This is a genomic window from Desulfosarcina widdelii (assembly GCF_009688965.1).
In the GTDB taxonomy this organism is placed as follows: domain Bacteria; phylum Desulfobacterota; class Desulfobacteria; order Desulfobacterales; family Desulfosarcinaceae; genus Desulfosarcina; species Desulfosarcina widdelii.
In genome coordinates this window covers 3,316,897-3,334,313 of sequence record NZ_AP021875.1, presented here as the reverse complement: position 1 = coordinate 3,334,313, position 17,417 = coordinate 3,316,897, and the positions used below count along the sequence as shown (strand labels likewise).

General features: G+C 55.0%; 10 protein-coding genes. 4 read left to right on the top strand and 6 right to left on the bottom strand.

The genetic code is table 11. The features are described 5' to 3' along the window. Positions 1-130: 130 nt before the first annotated feature. The 5 genes from GN111_RS15505 to GN111_RS15485 form a co-directional block, all read right to left on the bottom strand. The gene (locus GN111_RS15505) at positions 131-2,059 is read right to left on the bottom strand and encodes a molybdopterin biosynthesis protein (protein ID WP_155304616.1); all 1,929 of its coding nucleotides are present in this window, start codon (positions 2,057-2,059) and stop codon (positions 131-133) included. 482 nt (positions 2,060-2,541) lie between these two features. Then, positions 2,542-4,926: an adenylate/guanylate cyclase domain-containing protein gene (locus tag GN111_RS15500; protein ID WP_155304615.1), complete on the bottom strand. Its 2,385-nt coding sequence runs from the start codon at positions 4,924-4,926 to the stop codon at positions 2,542-2,544. Between the two features lie 78 nt (positions 4,927-5,004). Next, positions 5,005-6,117: a branched-chain amino acid ABC transporter substrate-binding protein gene (locus GN111_RS15495; protein ID WP_155304614.1), complete on the bottom strand. Its 1,113-nt coding sequence runs from the start codon at positions 6,115-6,117 to the stop codon at positions 5,005-5,007. A gap of 260 nt (positions 6,118-6,377) precedes the next feature. Continuing rightward, on the bottom strand, positions 6,378-7,736 hold the full coding sequence (locus tag GN111_RS15490; RefSeq protein ID WP_155302183.1) for an ISNCY family transposase: 1,359 nt from the start codon (positions 7,734-7,736) through the stop codon (positions 6,378-6,380). A gap of 1,035 nt (positions 7,737-8,771) precedes the next feature. Continuing rightward, positions 8,772-9,998, bottom strand: coding sequence for a molybdopterin molybdotransferase MoeA (locus GN111_RS15485; RefSeq protein ID WP_155304613.1), 1,227 nt, complete (start codon positions 9,996-9,998; stop codon positions 8,772-8,774). A gap of 132 nt (positions 9,999-10,130) precedes the next feature. Between GN111_RS15485 and GN111_RS15480 the strand changes: the two genes are divergently transcribed. Next, positions 10,131-10,736, top strand: coding sequence for a DUF3786 domain-containing protein (locus GN111_RS15480; RefSeq protein ID WP_155304612.1), 606 nt, complete (start codon positions 10,131-10,133; stop codon positions 10,734-10,736). Positions 10,737-10,890: 154 nt separating this feature from the next. Here GN111_RS15480 and GN111_RS15475 read toward each other — a convergent pair whose 3' ends face one another. Beyond that, complete coding sequence (locus GN111_RS15475; protein ID WP_155304611.1) at positions 10,891-11,139, bottom strand: hypothetical protein; 249 nt, start codon at positions 11,137-11,139, stop codon at positions 10,891-10,893. A gap of 295 nt (positions 11,140-11,434) precedes the next feature. Here GN111_RS15475 and GN111_RS15470 point away from each other — a divergent pair, with 295 nt between their 5' ends. Genes GN111_RS15470 through GN111_RS15460 form a run of 3 tightly spaced genes read left to right on the top strand, consistent with a single transcriptional unit; the run spans position 11,435 to position 17,232 of the window. After that, positions 11,435-12,604: an efflux RND transporter periplasmic adaptor subunit gene (locus tag GN111_RS15470; protein ID WP_155304610.1), complete on the top strand. Its 1,170-nt coding sequence runs from the start codon at positions 11,435-11,437 to the stop codon at positions 12,602-12,604. A 6-nt stretch (positions 12,605-12,610) separates the two neighbouring features. Continuing rightward, on the top strand, positions 12,611-15,760 hold the full coding sequence (locus GN111_RS15465; RefSeq protein ID WP_155304609.1) for an efflux RND transporter permease subunit: 3,150 nt from the start codon (positions 12,611-12,613) through the stop codon (positions 15,758-15,760). Continuing rightward, positions 15,757-17,232, top strand: a complete 1,476-nt coding sequence (locus GN111_RS15460; RefSeq protein WP_155304608.1) for an efflux transporter outer membrane subunit — start codon at positions 15,757-15,759, stop codon at positions 17,230-17,232. The genes GN111_RS15465 and GN111_RS15460 overlap by 4 nt, the downstream gene beginning before the upstream one ends. Positions 17,233-17,417 lie beyond the last annotated feature (185 nt).

Below are 17,417 nucleotides of genomic sequence, written 5' to 3'. Positions count from 1 at the left end.
GGAAGCCGGGCACGAAGTGAAGCTTTAGCGCTATCCAGTGATCTCCTGGATGCCGGATCAAGTCCGGCATGACGAAACCTCTCATATTTAATTGCCAGTGAAATAACGATTGGCCGAACGCTTTTCTCCGCTATTCGAAGACGTTTCCGGTATTTTCCGTACTGTACCCGCCCAGTGCTTCCACCCGCTGTTTGAAGATATCGGTCGTGATGGTTTCCAGGAGCACCTGGATGTTGCCGCTTTTAAAGTGTGCTTCGGGAATGATCAGGTCGTACTGCTCGGTGACCACGGGAATGAAATCCAGCCCCAGGGCCCTGGCCGCCGCATAGATGCCCAGCCCGGCGTCCGCCGCGCCGCCGAGCACGGCCACGGCCACGTTCATGTGGGTGAACTCCTCGTTGGAATAGCCGTTGATCTTCTCGGGAGAAAGGCCGATCTGCTCCAGCCGGTAATCCAACAGAATTCGCGTCCCCGAACCGCCCTGGCGGTTGATGAAAACGATGTCCTCCCGTCCGAGGTCCTCGATACCCCGAATGCGCTTGGGGTTGCCCTTGGGGATGATGAGCCCTTGGTCGCGCATGACCAGGTTGACCCGCTTCACGGGCTTGTCGGGGAGGTAGCGCTGAATGTAGGATCGGTTGTATTCACCGGTCTGGGTGTCCAGCAAATGGGCGCCGGCCAGGTGGCAGACGCCGCGTTTGACGGCCATGAGTCCGCCCATGCTGCCCACGTGGCTGGACGAGAGGGTCAGGGCCGCATCGCCGGCGCGCAACTGGTCGGCCAGGACGTCCAGGGTATTGTCGTGGCTGCCCACGACGACGATGGTGTTGCGGATGGCGGACAGGGGGCGCAGCAGTTCGGCCTGCACCGAGTCGCTGTCCTTGATGCCCTCGGAATGGCTGGGGATGCGGATGATGCCGTCGGCCTCGGTGATGCTGGTGATCATGCCGGCCCCGCGGGGCAGGGGGGTGGCCACGATGTTCTCGCCCACCTGGCCCAGTTTGACCCGCAGGAATTCTTCCACGCCCAGCTTGGAGGCGATTTTGCGGGTAGGCACCACCGCAACGGTCCGGCGGGGTTCGTCGGCGGCGCCCAGCATGCGCCGGATCAAAGGCTGGACGAACTGTTCCAGAGCGATGATGGCCGATACGGGGTAGCCGGGGATGCCGAAAAAGGGTTTGCCCTGGATGTCGCCGAGCAGCACCGGTTTGCCCGGCATGATGGTCACCCCATGGACCAGCATTTCTCCCAGATCTTGCAAAACGGGCAGGGCGTAGTCCTCAGAGCCGGCCGAGGAGCCGCCGATGGTCATTACCATGTCGAAATCGCCGGCAACGGCATCGGCCACGGTCTGCCGGATCAGCGCCAGGTCGTCCATGACCCGTTCGTGGCGGGTGGCATGGCCACCGCAGGCCGCGATCATCTTCTCCAATACGTAGGCGTTGGTTTCCAGCACCTGACCCGGCTTCAGACTCTCCGGGGCAGTCGTTCGCCAGTCCACCAGCTCCGATCCGGTGGGGATGATCAGCACCCTCGGTTTTCTTCTCACCGGCACATCATAGATGCCGCCGGAAATCAACGCCCCCACGCAATAGGGGCTGACCATATGACCCCGGGGATAGAGCAGTTCCGTGGCCACGATGTCCTCACCCATTTTGCGCACGTGCTGCCAGGGAAAGGCCGGGGCTTCGATGCGAATGCGGTCGTCGCCCACCATCTGGATGTTCTCGATCATGATCACCGCATCGGTGTCCGGTGGCATGACATGGCCGGTGTTGAGAAATCGGGCCTGGCTGCCCACCTGCAACTCCTTGGGTCGGGTTTCGCTGGCGCCGAAGGTGTCCTCGGCCTTTACGGCCACGCCATCCATGGCCGCGGCATGGAAATTGGGCGAGGAGACTTTGGCTGTCACCGGTTTGGCCAGGATGCGTCCCACGGCATCGGGCGGCGACACGGTTTCCGCGGCCATGGTGCCAACGGCCGGGAAATGATCGAAGAGGATTTGGCGGGCTTCGTCGAGCGGCTTCATGTTTAAATAGACGTTGCGTTTGGTAGTCATGGCGATAGAAACACCTTATCTTGACGGTTCTGTTTGGGCGCTTTTGGCCTGATTTTTCAACAATGGCAATATACCATAAGCGGCATGACGGCAACAAATGGATTATCCGCTCGCATCGATCATCCGATTTTTATGTTTTTATGCAACAGGTCAATTTGGTTCGATCCCGATTCCATTGTCTGCAGCTTTTCCTGTTCCGCAGCTTGCAGCAAACGCTCAATGTGTCTGTAATCGGGCTTATGATGGGATATGGTATTGTATTCGGTACCGATGCCTTGAATAATTACGAATCGCCGGGATGTGAATATCTGTAATCGGGGTTGACCGGTGATAAGTTGGAGAAAACGTTAACGGCCGATTTTTCACCGGGCTTTTTTTTTAGCCAACACAAACCCACAATATTAAAACGGTCATTAGAGGTGGGGGACAAATTTTATGATATGGTGGCCGTTTGAATTTTTATTCTATTACAATGAGATATGTCAATTAGGTGATACAGGAAATGTGTCCACATCATCCTGAAGAACCCGGTAAGTCTGAATTGGATAGTGGAACCCTTTAACCTCGATAGTCCCCACTTCCTCACAAGGAATATCATCTTTGACCAACGCCCATGAAGCATGCGATATGAAGATTTCACCTGGCTGGCAGGCCTGTTCCAGACGAGAAGCCAGATTTGTATTCAAACCAATAGCCGAGTATTCCATAAACCCTTCCGAACCGTAATTGCCCACATTCGCCATACCGGTATGAATGCCGCAACGAATTTGAAAAGGGAACTGGACGCCTTGGTTCCACCATTTTTCTCTGAGGGATTTCATTTTTTCTTGCATCTCTAAAGCCATGCGTAAACAAGCCAAGGCGTCCTCACGCAAACCTTTGGAATCCGGTGCACCAAATATGGCATAAACGCTGTCGCCGGTGAATTGGGGGATCGTTCCCCCCCATTTCCGAACAATCTTAGCCATCTCACCTAAATATTCATTGAGCAAAATAGCTACATCCTCGGGATCAGATGAATCGGTAAACTGCGTGAAATCCTTGATGTCGGAAAAAAATAGCGTCAACTTTTTACGCTGGTGTGTCAGTTCCGCCTTAAATTCGCCTTTGAATATTTTCTCAGTTAGATGGGGATCAATATACTTCGAGATTTGTTCTTGCGCATTTTTGAGTCTTGTATTGGTTTCTTTCAAGGCATTCGACTTCGTGGTGAGTTCCTCTTCGCGAAGCTTTAGGTCCGTAATGTCTGAGTAGATTGCGACAATACCGCCATCCCCGGTCTTACGTTCGGTGATCAGAATCCACTGACCGTTTTTACGCCGCTGAATTCGTGGTTTACCTGGATTTCGATGAATCGCCAAGCGATCGGTCACCCATTCTTCTATGCGGCCTTCGGCATCAACAATGTGGCCATTTTCGGCGGCTCGGCGAATAATGGTTTCGAAAGGTGTTCCCGGTTGAATGTCGACATCAATATCAGGATAAAGCAATTCCTTGTACCTGGAGTTGCAAAGAACCAAACGATCATCAGGATCGAAAAACACGAACCCTTCAGATGAATTTTCTATGGCGTCGATTAGCCGCCTGCGTGCTGTTTCAATGTCACGCAAATTATTTTCTTCAACTTCGATGGCCGTATCGCGAAAAACGACAAGGGACTCAGCCATGCGCCCGATCTCGTCACCACCGCCAGGCTTCGGCAGGGGAGCCCTGAGGTTGCCTCCGGCAATCGCAAGCATGCTATCGCTGAGTGCGGTTATTCTGGCAATTAAATTGCGACCGACATAGAGCCAACCGATGAGGAGGGAGCTAACGAGACTCAAAACTGCGATACCGATTAAAATATCGCGATTGAGTTTCTGGATTGCCGCAGCCTGCAGGTTGGCTCGATCAATATCCGAGTTCGCGTTGTTAACCAAGAACCCTACTCTATTGGTGAGAAATTTGGACAATCGAACGTTAATGTCTAATAGATTCTCCGCCTTGGTGATAACGCTCAATTCATCTTTTCTGATCGTTGAAAGACTTTTCGGGCCAACGGTAAGCTCCTCAAGCGCTGCAATCTGTATTGCGAGACGCCTTTTCGCACCCTTTGAAACGACCAGAGAGACCTCATACAGCTCTTGAAGGGACTTTTTAAGAGGAAATATCAACACCTCAATACGCTCGGCTGAATCGGCGTCTGTGATTTCCAAAAGCTTATTTTGTATGGAGTCAACCAGTAGCGCTGCCCTTTGTTGGGGAATCAGGTTGATGATCGAATCTACAAGCTCCGCTTTTTTGTTAGACCATTGGCTTGCGTCGGCTGACTCGTGACGCCTGCTCCAATCCGCCATCTGGGCACCAAGGATCCGTTCACCCGGTGACAGCATCCGCTGGGCGATGCTGTTTGCCCGCGACAGGTCTCGAACCCTCCTTTCCCTGAGGTCAACGATTGCAAGCCTTTTGCTCACCAGTCGATTCAGACGTTCTAGGTTATCGTTCAGAGCGGCAATGAGCCGTAAAACGTCCGCTGTTGCTTCACGGTCTTCTATTGTATTGTAGCTTTCTTTGCGCCGTAGATAGGGTTCCAGTTGTTCGATTTGTGAAGCGATTTCGCTTGAGACTTTTTCCCGTACCCTATCGGTTTTCACGACGAGCAAGGCTGGCGCCGCGCGTACGATACTTTCGACGCGTCGGGATAGTTCAAGCCACGACAGTGCTTCGGGCACGCGTTGCTCTGTAATCCTTTTAAGCGCACCGCCAACTTGGTCCAGAGAATACAACCCCAAAACCGCCGCAACCAGTGAGAACATCGCGATTCCTAGAAAGGACAGCAGCAGCCGTCCTCGGACACCCATCAATACAGATTTGCTCGGTTCATCCACGCGAAATCAATCCCTGATTCGAGCATGTGGTCGCCTTATGGCACTTGAATGACTCCAAAAAAGGCACCCTTCGCTCGTTCATTTGGCGAGCGAATAATCTTCCTTGCCGAAAACATACCAAACGAAAGTGCTGATGCCGGTGACATCGCCTTTTTCATCAAAGCCGATCTTTCCGATGACGGTATCAAAGCTTCCAGACCTCAAAGCCCTGATAACCGCATTCGGTTTCAAGGAACCCGCCTGTTCGACAGCCTGCGCCCAGGCCTGCACCGCGCCATAGCTGTAAAGCGTATATCCGTCCGGTTCGTAGGCATCCTCTTCGCGTATGGCCGCGGCGACTTCCTGAGCTTCCGGCCTCTGACGCATGTCGGGGCCGAATGTAAAGTAGGTGCCTGTGCCTGCTTCACCGGCAACGAAAAGGAACTCGACGTTCACCAACGTGTCACCGGAGAACAGACGAAGATTGGGCAGTTCTTTTTTGGCCTGACGCAGGATTATGCCGATATCGGTCAGGTAGCCACCAGCATAGAGAACATCGATATTCTTCTGAACGAGCTTGTTAACCAACGGTTTGTAGTCCTTTTGATCCGGTGTGTATCGATCGAATAGGAACTCGGATATGCCGCGCTGGTTAAGTTGGCGCTTTGTAAAACTCGCCAAACCAAGACCATAGGCTTGACCATCGTGTATTATCGCAATCTTGCTATTTCCAAAATGGTCGGCAAGGTAGTTGCCGGCGATGGTACCCTGCTGATCGTCGCGGCCGATTACTCGAAATACATTGTCTCCCCCTTCTTCGGTGACCTTGGGGTTGGTTGATGCCGGTGAGATCATGATAATCCCTGCCTTTTCATAAATCGGTGTGGCGGCAAGAGAGCAGGCCGAACAACCATGCCCAACGACGAAAACCACGCCCTCACTGACCAATTGCTTTGCTACCGCCTTGGCTTGCCGGGGCTCACACGCATCGTCCACGGATATGGCGACAATCTCGTTGCCAAGCAATCCTCCCTTGTCATTCTGATGTTCGATGGCTTTTTGAGCCCCAATTTCCTGTTGTTCGCCCAAATTCACTGAAATGCCCGATAGAGGTCCGGCGATGCCAACTTTGATTTCAGCTTGAGCCGCATTGTGGGCGTAGCCAAACAATATAAATACGTTTATAAGTATCCAAATGGATTTAGTTTTCATGACACCCTCCGCTATATTCTTTTTGAATTGTTGAATGACGCCCTGCTAATAAAAAATTCAACTAAAATACGTTTTGTTAATCTAGTGTCGATCCATAAATGGTAATTTTCAGAGCCGAGTCGCAAAAAAATAGAGTGGTAAAATCCTCGGCAGGATTTTTCTCACCATCGCTACATCGGTTTGTGGCTAATTTACCGAAATCGGCTTAATGCAAGCGCACTTGTTCAACCAGTTTTCACGATGCGGAATCGATTAAGGTCTCAAGTGGCTGTTTTTCCCCTGGCGATGGTCAGCAGGTTGGCGGCCACAATCGAAGACCAAACATAGGATTTAAACGAGTCCCATCCTTTCCAGGTACAGCGGGTCAGGCCAAGGCAACGCTTCAGCCAGGAGATACCGGATTCAATACCCGCTCGAAAGCGGCGCAATCGACGATACACATATTGGCTGCGGCACATGTCGGTTTCAGATAGACCTCGTTTCTTGGCAAAGCAGACGTCTTTGATCTTACGCGATTGGGCTCGCTTCAAGTTTTCCTTGGATGCAAAACCGCCGTCGAAGCTGGCCTTGAGGGGATAGCGGCCATAAATTTGTTTTTGCCGCTCAAGCATCGGTATCGTCAGGTCGGCGTCGGCCGGATTGCCTTCGGTGATGACACAGTCCAAAATAAGGTTCGACGCGCCTCCGGTCAGACAGATTTTGTGACCAAACAGCGTATCGCGCCTATCCTTGACGATGATATCGGTATGTGGCTCGAACAACGATACTACTTTGTCTTTGGCATCGACCGTTTCTCCATGAAGAACCCGGCGTTCGGTCTGGTGGATCACCCTGCGGGTCAGATCGACAAAATGTTCGATCTGGAAGCCAATCGTCATGACCAGCGGGTCGCAGGTCGCACCGGCATTGATCGCAGCGACTGCCTTATGAGCGTACCCAACCACTTTGCGACTGGTTTTGAGCAGGTCCACATAGGCAACCTTACGCTTGTTTTTCCGTTTGGCATTCATCACCGCCAGCATCCGTCGTTTGGCAACACGGGTATGGTTATGGAAGTCAGGAACTGTGATCCCCGATTCATCCCGGAAGCGCTTCAGCAGCCTCGTCAACACGCGAACACCATCCCACAGCAGGTTGGAGTCGGTGGGATGATGGATGTGAGTTTCAACGCACGTGCAATCGACCCGGACCTGTCGGCCCTTTTCAATGCCCTTTTGCTTCGCATATCCCAAAAGATCCGCATTGATCAGTTCCCAGGTGGCGTCCGATATGCCTTTGATATTTTTGTTCAGGGCGGATTTTTTGTATCCCTTGTCGGCGATACCGATCCGGCAGAACCAACTCAATGCCTGCGAATCGACAATATGAAATGCCAGTTCATCATACGTAAAACCGAAAAGGATTTTGACGATAGCACAACGCAGTACCTGGTCGGCGCTCATGCCGTCAGCCCCAGTTCGATAGGCCACCAGCTTGCCCTTGTTCAAATCTTGAAGAACGCGATCACAGATGATAGGGTGAGCATCGATGATACCACTGATAGCTGTAAGTTCTTTTGCTTGGGCGTGGTCTTTGATCTGAGGCATCAGGGGCATCTGTTTTTGCCATTTTTCGCGCATTTTGTGATCGGCTCCTTTCTTTCTTTTGTAGTGATATTGGTTGTTTGGCGACTTTCAATATACTACAAAGAGAAGAGAAAAACCACTACAAAATGCGCGTTTCTTATTTATTACAGGTAGTTATTCCTGTGGATGAGCACTAATCTAACGCAATTGCTGGCAGGACGGTTATATCTCGAACCATTTTGTTTAGGTACGAGCACTAATCGATTTTATTAGAAATTCAGGCACCGAGGTTATGTGGAGGATTGCGCTATGATCGTTGTGAATTTAGAATACGGGGGGGGAGTATGTACAATCTCTAAATTTAAAAATAAAATGAAGGTAGCCTAAAGGTCAAGGGCTGATTTAGGATGTGATAGCGTTTGTTTTGGATTGCGGTAGGCAAACGGTTCTGGCTATCCAAAAAAACGGAACCCTCCGAAGGCTGGCATCTTTTCAAGATCATGGTATTTTATGAATTTGTCGAAATCGAGATTTTGTGTCCCGCTATAGATCCGATCCGTTTGCGATTACATTGTGTAAGCTTCCTATATCACAAAATTCAGGTAAGTTGGATAAATTGAGAGTGCCTTGCGTCCACGATCCCTGTCAATCGTTGTGATAGATGCCCTTTGGCAGCCCCGCCGCAATTTTTGCGGGATTAAAGATATGTACAGGGTACCTGACGTTTCAGAGTCCTCCCGAAACGTGTGTTTCGGTCTATCTGATAAATTTTTCCGAATCTTCGATAGTCGGAATGTGGCTGTCGGTTGCAGCTTTTGATTGGCTGGATTGAGGGTGTCGCCGTTCCGCTTCAGCAGTGATGTAATTGACGTTATCCGGTTCCATCCACTACTACTTTTTAAATCGGCCAGGTTCAATGAAAAATATGTTAGATTTTTGTTAGACGTTTTTTTTGTGGTCCTCTCGAAATGTTTTTTAAAATCAAGAGATGTAATTGCCCCCCTGCAGTTTCTGAGACACCCGGATACTGTGTTCCGTTTCAGTGGGAGATGTCACCTTTTTTCGAAAAAGGCAAAACCCTGACTACGGTTATAACAACCGTACGTTTACCGTTTCGCCCTCATACAGCCCTTCTTTATTCATGCCGATGGCGATGAGCCCATCGGCCTTGACCATGGTGTGGATCAGGCCCGATTTGCCCAGGATCGGTTCGGCCAAAAGGGTGCCGTTCTCCTCGACCAGGCGAACCCGGACGTAGTCCACGCGCCCCTGGGCCGAGGCCAGGTTGCGGCGCAGTACCGCCTGTATGGGGAGCCGCCGGACGGCTTGCCTCAGTCCGCAAATCCTGTCCAGAAAAGGGCGGACCACGACGGTAAAGATCACCATGGCAGATACGGCATGGCCCGGCAATCCCCAGAAGGCCTTGCCGCCCGAGCGGGCCAGGATAGTCGGCTTGCCGGGGCTGATGGAGATGCCGTGGACCAGAATCCCGGTGTCGGGCAATTCGTCGAGCACCTCCACGGTGTAGTCCCGGGCTCCCACCGAACTGCCGCCGGAAATCATGACCATGTCGGTGAACTGCAGGGCGCGTCGGCATTTTTCCTCCAGATCGTCGCGGTCGTCCTTGACGATACCGAAGACCATCGGTACGCCCCCGGCTTCCAGCACCTGTCCGGAGAGGCTGTGAGTGTTGATGTCTCGGATCTGGCCGTCGCCGGGCACCCGGTCCACGGGCACGACTTCATCGCCGGTGGAGATGATGCCTACCATGGGGCGCCGGAAGACCTCTATTTCCGTTTTTCCGCAGGCGGCCAAAAGGCCCGCCTCCTGGGGACGGATGCGGATTCCTTGGATCAGGGCCGGTTCGCTGCGGCGGATATCTTCGCCTTTTTCAATCACGTGCTGGCCGGGCGCCACGCTGCGGTAAGCCTCGATGGTGGTGTCGTCCAACCGGTCGGTGTGCTCCACCATGATGACGCTGTCGGCCCCGTCGGGAAGCATGCCGCCGGTGGCGATTTTAGCCGCTTCGCCGGGATGAACCGTGAAGCTGGGACGCTCGCCCATTTTGATCTGTCCGCACACATTGAGATAGGCGGGGTTGGCTTCGGAAGCACCGAAGGTGGAGGCGGCCCTGACGGCGTAGCCGTCCATGGTGGAACGATTGAAATCGGGGATGTCTACATCGGAGAAGACATCCTCGGCCAGAACGCGTCCCAGGCATTCGGCCAGTGGGACCATTTCCGTGTCAACCGGAGAAAATGAGGCTGCGTGAGCCAGAACCGCCTCGATGGTTTCGACGTTGAAAAACTCTTTCATGACAATCCTGTTCCGTTTTGCTATCAAAAAGCGATCTTTTTCCGAACCACTATACCATAACAGGTACAACGGAAACAGAATCAATACCGGTTTATGGGATTAAAATCGAGGGGAAGATATCATCGAGGAGGAATGGTGGACAACTACGCCAGACTGGCAAAAGAGAATCTCCGGCGACTTTATGAAAACCTGCCGGAAAACCTGGAAAACAACCTGCCGGCCGAGAAAAGCGGCTCGGTCTTCACCTTCCCGGCGTTCGGAAGGCCTTGTTTGATCACACCCGACGGAATTTCTCTGGATGGCGCCGAACCGCCCGGTGTGATCGGCATTCTGCTTTCCCTGTACGCCCTGCATGCCGTGCCCGATGCGCCCGTGATCGAACCGCTGCGGGCTTTCAAGGAGTTTCCCGATTCGGCGCCCTACGTGGGGGCCTTTGCCTCCCACACCGAACAGATCCTGGTGCCGGCGGTCGAACGAATCAGGACCCGCACCGATTTCGTTGTCGAGAAGCTTAACGGCCGGCCGGCACCCGCATTGGTGAGCGGCGATTTCGCCTTCGTGGTGCGGCCGCTGCCCAAGATTTATCTGTGCTACATTTTTTACGAAGCCGATGAGGATTTTCCGCCTTCGGTCACCTGCCTATATTCGACCAACGCCAACCAATTCATGCCCATGGACGGCTTGGCCGACGTGGGCGAGTACACCTCGAAGACCATCCTGGAGGTGGTCGCTGCCTGAGAGACAGGGTTTCGTTCTGTCCTTACCGGATTCAGCGGTGGTTCGATGCGTCCGGATAGCAGCGTTACGATAACGGTAGGGTCCCGTTACTTAACGTTACCCCGCTTGGGCATCCGCCACCCGGATTTGTCCCGCCACGATGCGTGTTGCCCGGTTATTCCTCGTCACCGGCGCCCATTTCGAGTTCCCGGCAGTCGGGGTTGCTGAAGCAGGGGGCGTTTTCCACCTGCATCACCTGGAACCCCTCCTGAAGGCGCTCGGCAATGAATTTCGTACCGCAGCCATCGCAGAACACAAACACCGGTTTGTAGTTACCGGGCAGTTCCAGTGACGTCTTAGCGCCACAGTAAGGACAACTGGCGGTCTCCTGAGTACTGGTCGGGATCAAAACGGCTGGATTCATGGCTTGCCCTCCATTGGTATGGGGTTTCATCCGTAAACCTCGTCCTTACATATGACCCATCACGAATTGTGCCAGGATATGGGTTTTGGAAGATTTGTGTTTTGGCAGTCCGAACGTCGGGGAACCGGGCGGCTTCAGCGGTTATTCCATTCGCCTGAAGATTTTTGTTTTCAGATATTGAAATGCTGGTATTGAAATGTCGGTTTTCAAGAATTTGAATAAATGATATGGTTTCCAATCCGCAATTTTTATTCGCATCTGATCGATTAACCGCCAACCCCTCGAAGAAGGCGCCATGAGATTTAAAACCGTCTGTTTGTTATTGGCCTGTTTGTCCGTGTCGATGCTGTCCTGTGGCGAGAAAGAAACCGCCCAGGCGCCGACCATACCGCCGCCGGCCGTTTCGGTGGTCGAAACCAAGGCCCAGGATGTGCCCATTTACCTGGAGTTCGTGGGCGAGACCCACGGCCTGAAAGATATTGCCATCCGGGCTCGTGTGGAAGGCTTTCTCGAAGGCATCCATTTCCAGGAGGGCGGACCGGTGAAAAAAGGCGATCTTCTTTACATCCTGGAGAGCCAGCCCTTCAAGGAAAAGGTCGCCGCCCAGAGAAGCGCTGTGGCCGAACAGAAGACCTTTCTGGCCAAGGCCAAAGGGGATCTGGACCGCATCCGGCCCCTGGCCGAGATCAATGCGGTCAGTCAGAGCGACCTGGATGAGGCCGTGGCCGCCTACGAGGCGAGGATCTCCTCGGTGGAGGCGGCCAAGGCCAACCTGCGGGCCGCCCAGATCCAACTGGGGTACACCCGGATCCATTCGCCCATCGACGGCATTATCGGCAAAACCCAGGCCAAGGTCGGCGATTTCGTGGGCCGTGATCCCAACCCGGTGATCCTGAACACGGTCTCTCAGGTGGAAACCATCCTGGTAACCTTTTTCATCACCGAAAACCAGTACCTGGAGGTTGCCCGTTATCTCAGTGAGTCGGGCAAGAAAAACGTCGGGGAAGAAAAACTCAGCCTGGAACTGCTTCTGGTCGACGGATCGGTATACAAGCATCCCGGCAAGATCGATTTCGTCAACCGCGAAGTGGACACCACCACCGGCGCCATGCTCGTCCAGGCCAGTTTCCCCAATCCCGAGGGGCTGCTGCGACCCGGCCAGTTCAGCAAGGTGCGGGTTAAAGGCCGGGTGGTCAAGGACGGCATCCTGATTCCCCAGCGCTGCGTCATGGAAGTTCAGGGGCTGTTCAACGTGTATGTTGTAGACGGCGACGACACGGCCCATAACCGGGAAATTTCCGTTGGGCCCAAGATCGGTTCCGACTGGCTGATCCCAGAAGGCCTGAAACCGGGCGAGCGTGTCATCTACGAGGGCCTGCAAAAGGTCAAGGACGGCGCCAAGGTCAAGCCGACGGTCGCCGCCCCAACAAATTCAACCGGCTCAAACGACCAAGGGAAAAAGTGATCTACCATGGGTGATTTTTTTGTCAGACGGCCCATCGTGGCCATGGTGATCGCCATCTTCATGGTCATTGTCGGAACGGTATTCATGAGCGGCCTGCCCATGGAGCAATATCCGGACATCACCCCGCCCATCGTCGAGGTGCGGGCCAATTACACCGGGGCCGATGCCGTCAGCGTGGAACAGTCGGTGGCTTCGCCGCTGGAGCAGCAGATCAACGGTGTGGACAACATGATCTACATGAAGTCCACCAACGCCAACGACGGCACCATGACCATTCAGGTCTCCTTCGACGTAGGAACCGATCCGGACATGAACACGGTGTTCACCCAGAACCGGGTCTCCGCGGCCACGGCCAAGCTGCCCGAGGAGGTCAAACGGCTGGGCGTGACCACCGAAAAGTCTCTGCCCAACATCCTTATGCTGATCTCCCTCACCGCCGACGACCCCCGTTTCGACCAGAATTTCCTGGGCAACTACGCCCTGATTAACGTCAAGGATATCCTGGCACGCATCAAGGGCATCGGTCGGGTCAACGTGATCGGGGCCAGCGACTATTCCATGCGCATCTGGGTAAAACCCGACCGCCTGGCCCACATGGGAATCGGTATTCCCGAGATCGTGGATGCCATTCGGGCCCAGAGCGTGGTGGTGCCCGGCGGCAAGTTCGGCGCCGAACCGGCTCCGCCGGGCAACGAGTTCACCTACACCGTGCGCCTGCCCGAACGTCTGCAAAACGAAGCGGAGTTCGGCCAGATCGTCGTTCGCACCACGGCCGACGGCTCCCAGGTGAAGATCAAGGACATCGCCCGGGTAGAACTGGGGGTGGAAACTTACAACGCCTTTACCCGCATGGACGACAAGCCCTGCGCCATGATCGCCGTGTACCAGGCACCGGGCTCCAATGCCGTGGAACTGGCCGAGACCGCGCGCCGGACCATGGATGAACTGGCCCGCTCTTTTCCCAAAAGCATGCGTTACGACGTGAGCCTGGACACCACCCAGGCCATTACGGCCGGTATCCATGAGATCGTCGTGACCCTTTTCGTGGCCCTGGCCCTGGTGATTCTGGTGGTTTACATTTTTATCCAGGACTGGCGGGCGGCCCTGATCCCCACCATCGCTATTCCGGTTTCCCTGATTGGCGCCTTCATCGTCTTTCCCCTGATCGGATTCACCATCAACGTGCTGTCGCTTTTGGGGCTGGTGCTGGCCATCGGCATCGTGGTCGATGACGCCATTGTGGTGGTGGAGGCCGTTCAGGTAAATATCGAAAATGGCATGCCGTCCAAGGAGGCCACCCGGGCGGCCATGAAAGAAGTCACCGCGCCGGTCATCGCCACCACCCTGGTGATGGTGGCGGTGTTCATCCCCGTGGCCGTGATGGGCGGCATCACCGGAAGATTGTACCAGCAGTTCGCCATCACCGTGGCCGTATCCGTGGTCTTCTCCTCCATCAACGCCCTGACCCTTAGCCCGGCCCTGTGCGGCATCCTGCTGCGCAAGCAAAAGCCCATGCGCGGGCCCCTGGGGATGTTTTTCAAGGCCTTCAACGCCGTTTTCGACAAGTCCACCAACGGGTATATCCACCTTGCGAGCTTTATGACCCGGCGGATCGCCATGGGCCTGGTTATCATGCTGGTGTTGACCGGCGGCCTGCTCTTTTTGGCCAGGGCGGTGCCGGGCGGGTTCATGCCCTCCGAGGACATGGGCTACCTGATGGTCAACGTCCAGCTTCCCGACGCCGCCTCCCTGCAGCGCTCCGATGCGGTGGTGAGAAAGGTCGAGAAGATTGTGGGCAAGCACTCCGAGATTCAGCACGTTACCGCGGCCACGGGATTCAGCTTGATATCGGGCAGCATGTCCTCCAACGCCGGCTTCGTTTTCGTTTCCCTCAAGGATTGGGGGCTGCGCGAGAAAACCGCCAATGAAATCGTCAACGTTTTGAATGTCGAGTTTTTCATGGGCATCAACGAAGCCCAGGTGTTTGCCTTCGGCCCGCCGGCCATTCCCGGTTTGGGCAACGGCTCCGGTTTTACGATGATGATCCAGGACCGGGGCGGCAATACCCCCGCATATCTGGCCCAAAAGACAGCCGCTTTTATCCAGGCGGCCCAGGCCCGACCGGAGATCGGCTCGGTCTTCACCACCTTCAGGGCCACCGTGCCACAGCGTTACATGGACATCAACCGGGACAAGGCCCTCAAGGCCGGGGTGAGCCTGAACGACATCTACACGACCGTGGGCGCGTTTCTGGGCGGCTCCTATGTCAACGACTTCAACCGTTTCGGGCGGCTTTACAAAGCCTACATCCAGGCCGAGCCCGAGTATCGCCTCAACGAGGAACAGATTAACCAGTTTTTTGTCAAAAACAGGGACGGGCGCGCTGTCCCCTTGAGCAGTTTCGTGACCATCAAATCTCTGGCCGGGCCGGATTTCTCCAACCGTTTCAATCTCTACCGGGCGATCGAACTGACCGGCGCACCGGCCGCGGGATTCACCTCGGCCCAGGCCCTGACCGCCCTCGAAGAGGTGGCCCATGAGTCCCTGCCCAGCGACATGGGCTATGCCTGGAGCAACATGTCCTTTCAGGAAAAGCAGGCTTCGGGCACCGCGGGCATGGTTTTCGCGTTCTCGCTGCTGTTCGTGTTCCTGATTTTAGCGGCTCAGTACGAAAGCTGGTCCCTGCCTTTCAGTATTCTGCTGGGTACGCCCTTTGCCGTGTTCGGCGCCCTGCTGGCGCTTTACCTGGCGCGCCTTTTCAGTCCCAGCTTTGAATTGAACGTGTTTGCCCAGATCGCCCTGGTGATGCTCATCGCCATGGCGGCCAAAAACGCCATTCTCATCGTAGAATTCGCCAACATCGAATTCAATAAGGGCCTGTCGCTCTTCGACGCCGCCATCAAGGCCGCCAAGCTGCGTTTCCGGCCCATCCTGATGACCGCCTTCTCCTTCATCCTGGGCGTGTTTCCTCTGGTGGTGGCCACCGGCGCCGGGGCCGAGGCCCGGGTGGTGATCGGCATGGCGCTTCTGGGCGGTATGAGCCTGGCCACCCTGTTGGGCGTCTTTTTCTACCCGATGCTGTTTGTCTTCATCGGCAAAATCGCCCGCTACGAGAAAAAGCGAGACCTTCAACCCGAACAGGCGGAAGAGGCATGATGAACCGTCGTTGCAAGTTAATTTGGAAAGGGACTGTTCGGCTGACGCTGGCCTGTGTGTGGCTGGTCGGCTGTGCCGTGGGACCGGACTTCAAGGACCCGGAGATGGGGACTCCCGAGGCGTTTCGCACCCGGGCGATGCCGGCCACGAGCGCCGACGATTTGAAATGGTGGGAGTTGTTCGACGACCCCATGCTGACCACCCTGATCGAAACGGCCCTTGAAAACAACCGCGATATCAAAATCGCCGTCAGCCGAATCGAACAGGCCCGGGCTACGGTGGGGTTCACCCGTGCCGACCAGTATCCAACCCTGAATGGCCGGGCCGGGGCCAGTACGGGGAATTACAACGCCGGGAGCCGGTCCACCACGGGCACCAATTCCACCTTTTACCTGGATGCACCCCTGACCTGGGAAATCGATTTCTGGGGCCGGTACCGGCGCGCCACGGATGCGGCCCGGGCCGAGCTGACGGCCTCCGACTATGGCCTCAAAACCATCCAGTTGTCGCTGATCGCCGATGTGGCGGTCAGTTATTATCAGCTTCTGGATTATCATCAGCGCCTGCAGATCTCCCAATCGACTCTGGATACCCGGGTGAAGAGCCTGGAGATTATCCAGCAGCGCTTCGATAAAGGCATCATCGCCGAAATCGATCTTAACCAGGCCCAGCTCCAAAAGGAGGTGGCCCAGGCAGCGATTCCCCTGTACCGGCGCGCCATCGTCCAGACCGAGAACCGGCTGGCCGTTTTGCTGGGCCGGTTGCCGGAACCGATCCAGACGGGCCGCAAGCTGTCCGACCAGCCGATTCCGCCAGACATTCCGGTGGGCCTGCCGTCGGATCTTCTGGAGCGCCGACCGGATATCGTCCAGGCCAAATACCTGCTCAAGGCCCAGACCGATCAAATCGGGGTGGCCCAGGCCCTGCGGTTGCCCAGCATCTCTTTGACCGGCACCCTGGGTGTGGCCAGCACCGAGGTCGGGTCGATCACCAGCGAGGGTGGGGTGTGGTCCGTTGGCGGCCAGGTGCTGGCGCCGATCATCGATTTCGGCAAGAACAAACGACGGGTGGAAATCGAGGAAGAGAAAACCCGCCAGGCCCTTTACCAGTACGAGGCCACGGTTCTGAATGCCTTCCGTGAGGTGGAGGATGCCCTGGTGGCCATCACTACTTTGCGTGACGAACTGGCCGCCACCGACCGGCAACAGAAAGCCGCCAAGAATGCCAATATGCTCTCCAACCAGCGCTACGACAAGGGCGTCACCAGCTACCTGGAAGTGCTGGACACCGAACGGACCCTGTTCGATGTCGAGTTGCAGCTTTCTGATTTACAGGAGCAATACCTTTCCGCCTTTGTGAACCTGTACAAGGCCCTTGGCGGGGGTTGGTTGCGCCGGGAACAGGAATCGCAGGAAAAAAACACCCGCCCACAGCGGCCCATGCATTATACCACCCGATTGGATCTGGACTAAGTACCCCTATCCATCAAGACGGTGCCCCTGGACCGGCGATTTTGCGGGCTTGCTTATGTCAGCATTGACATAAAAACATCGGGTACGGTAAGGTAGCTTAACGGTCATTTTTATATCCACCGCGCATTTACTTTTCAGCAGTTATCAAACGGACGGCTGTTTACAAAGATCGGTCGATCGAGTCA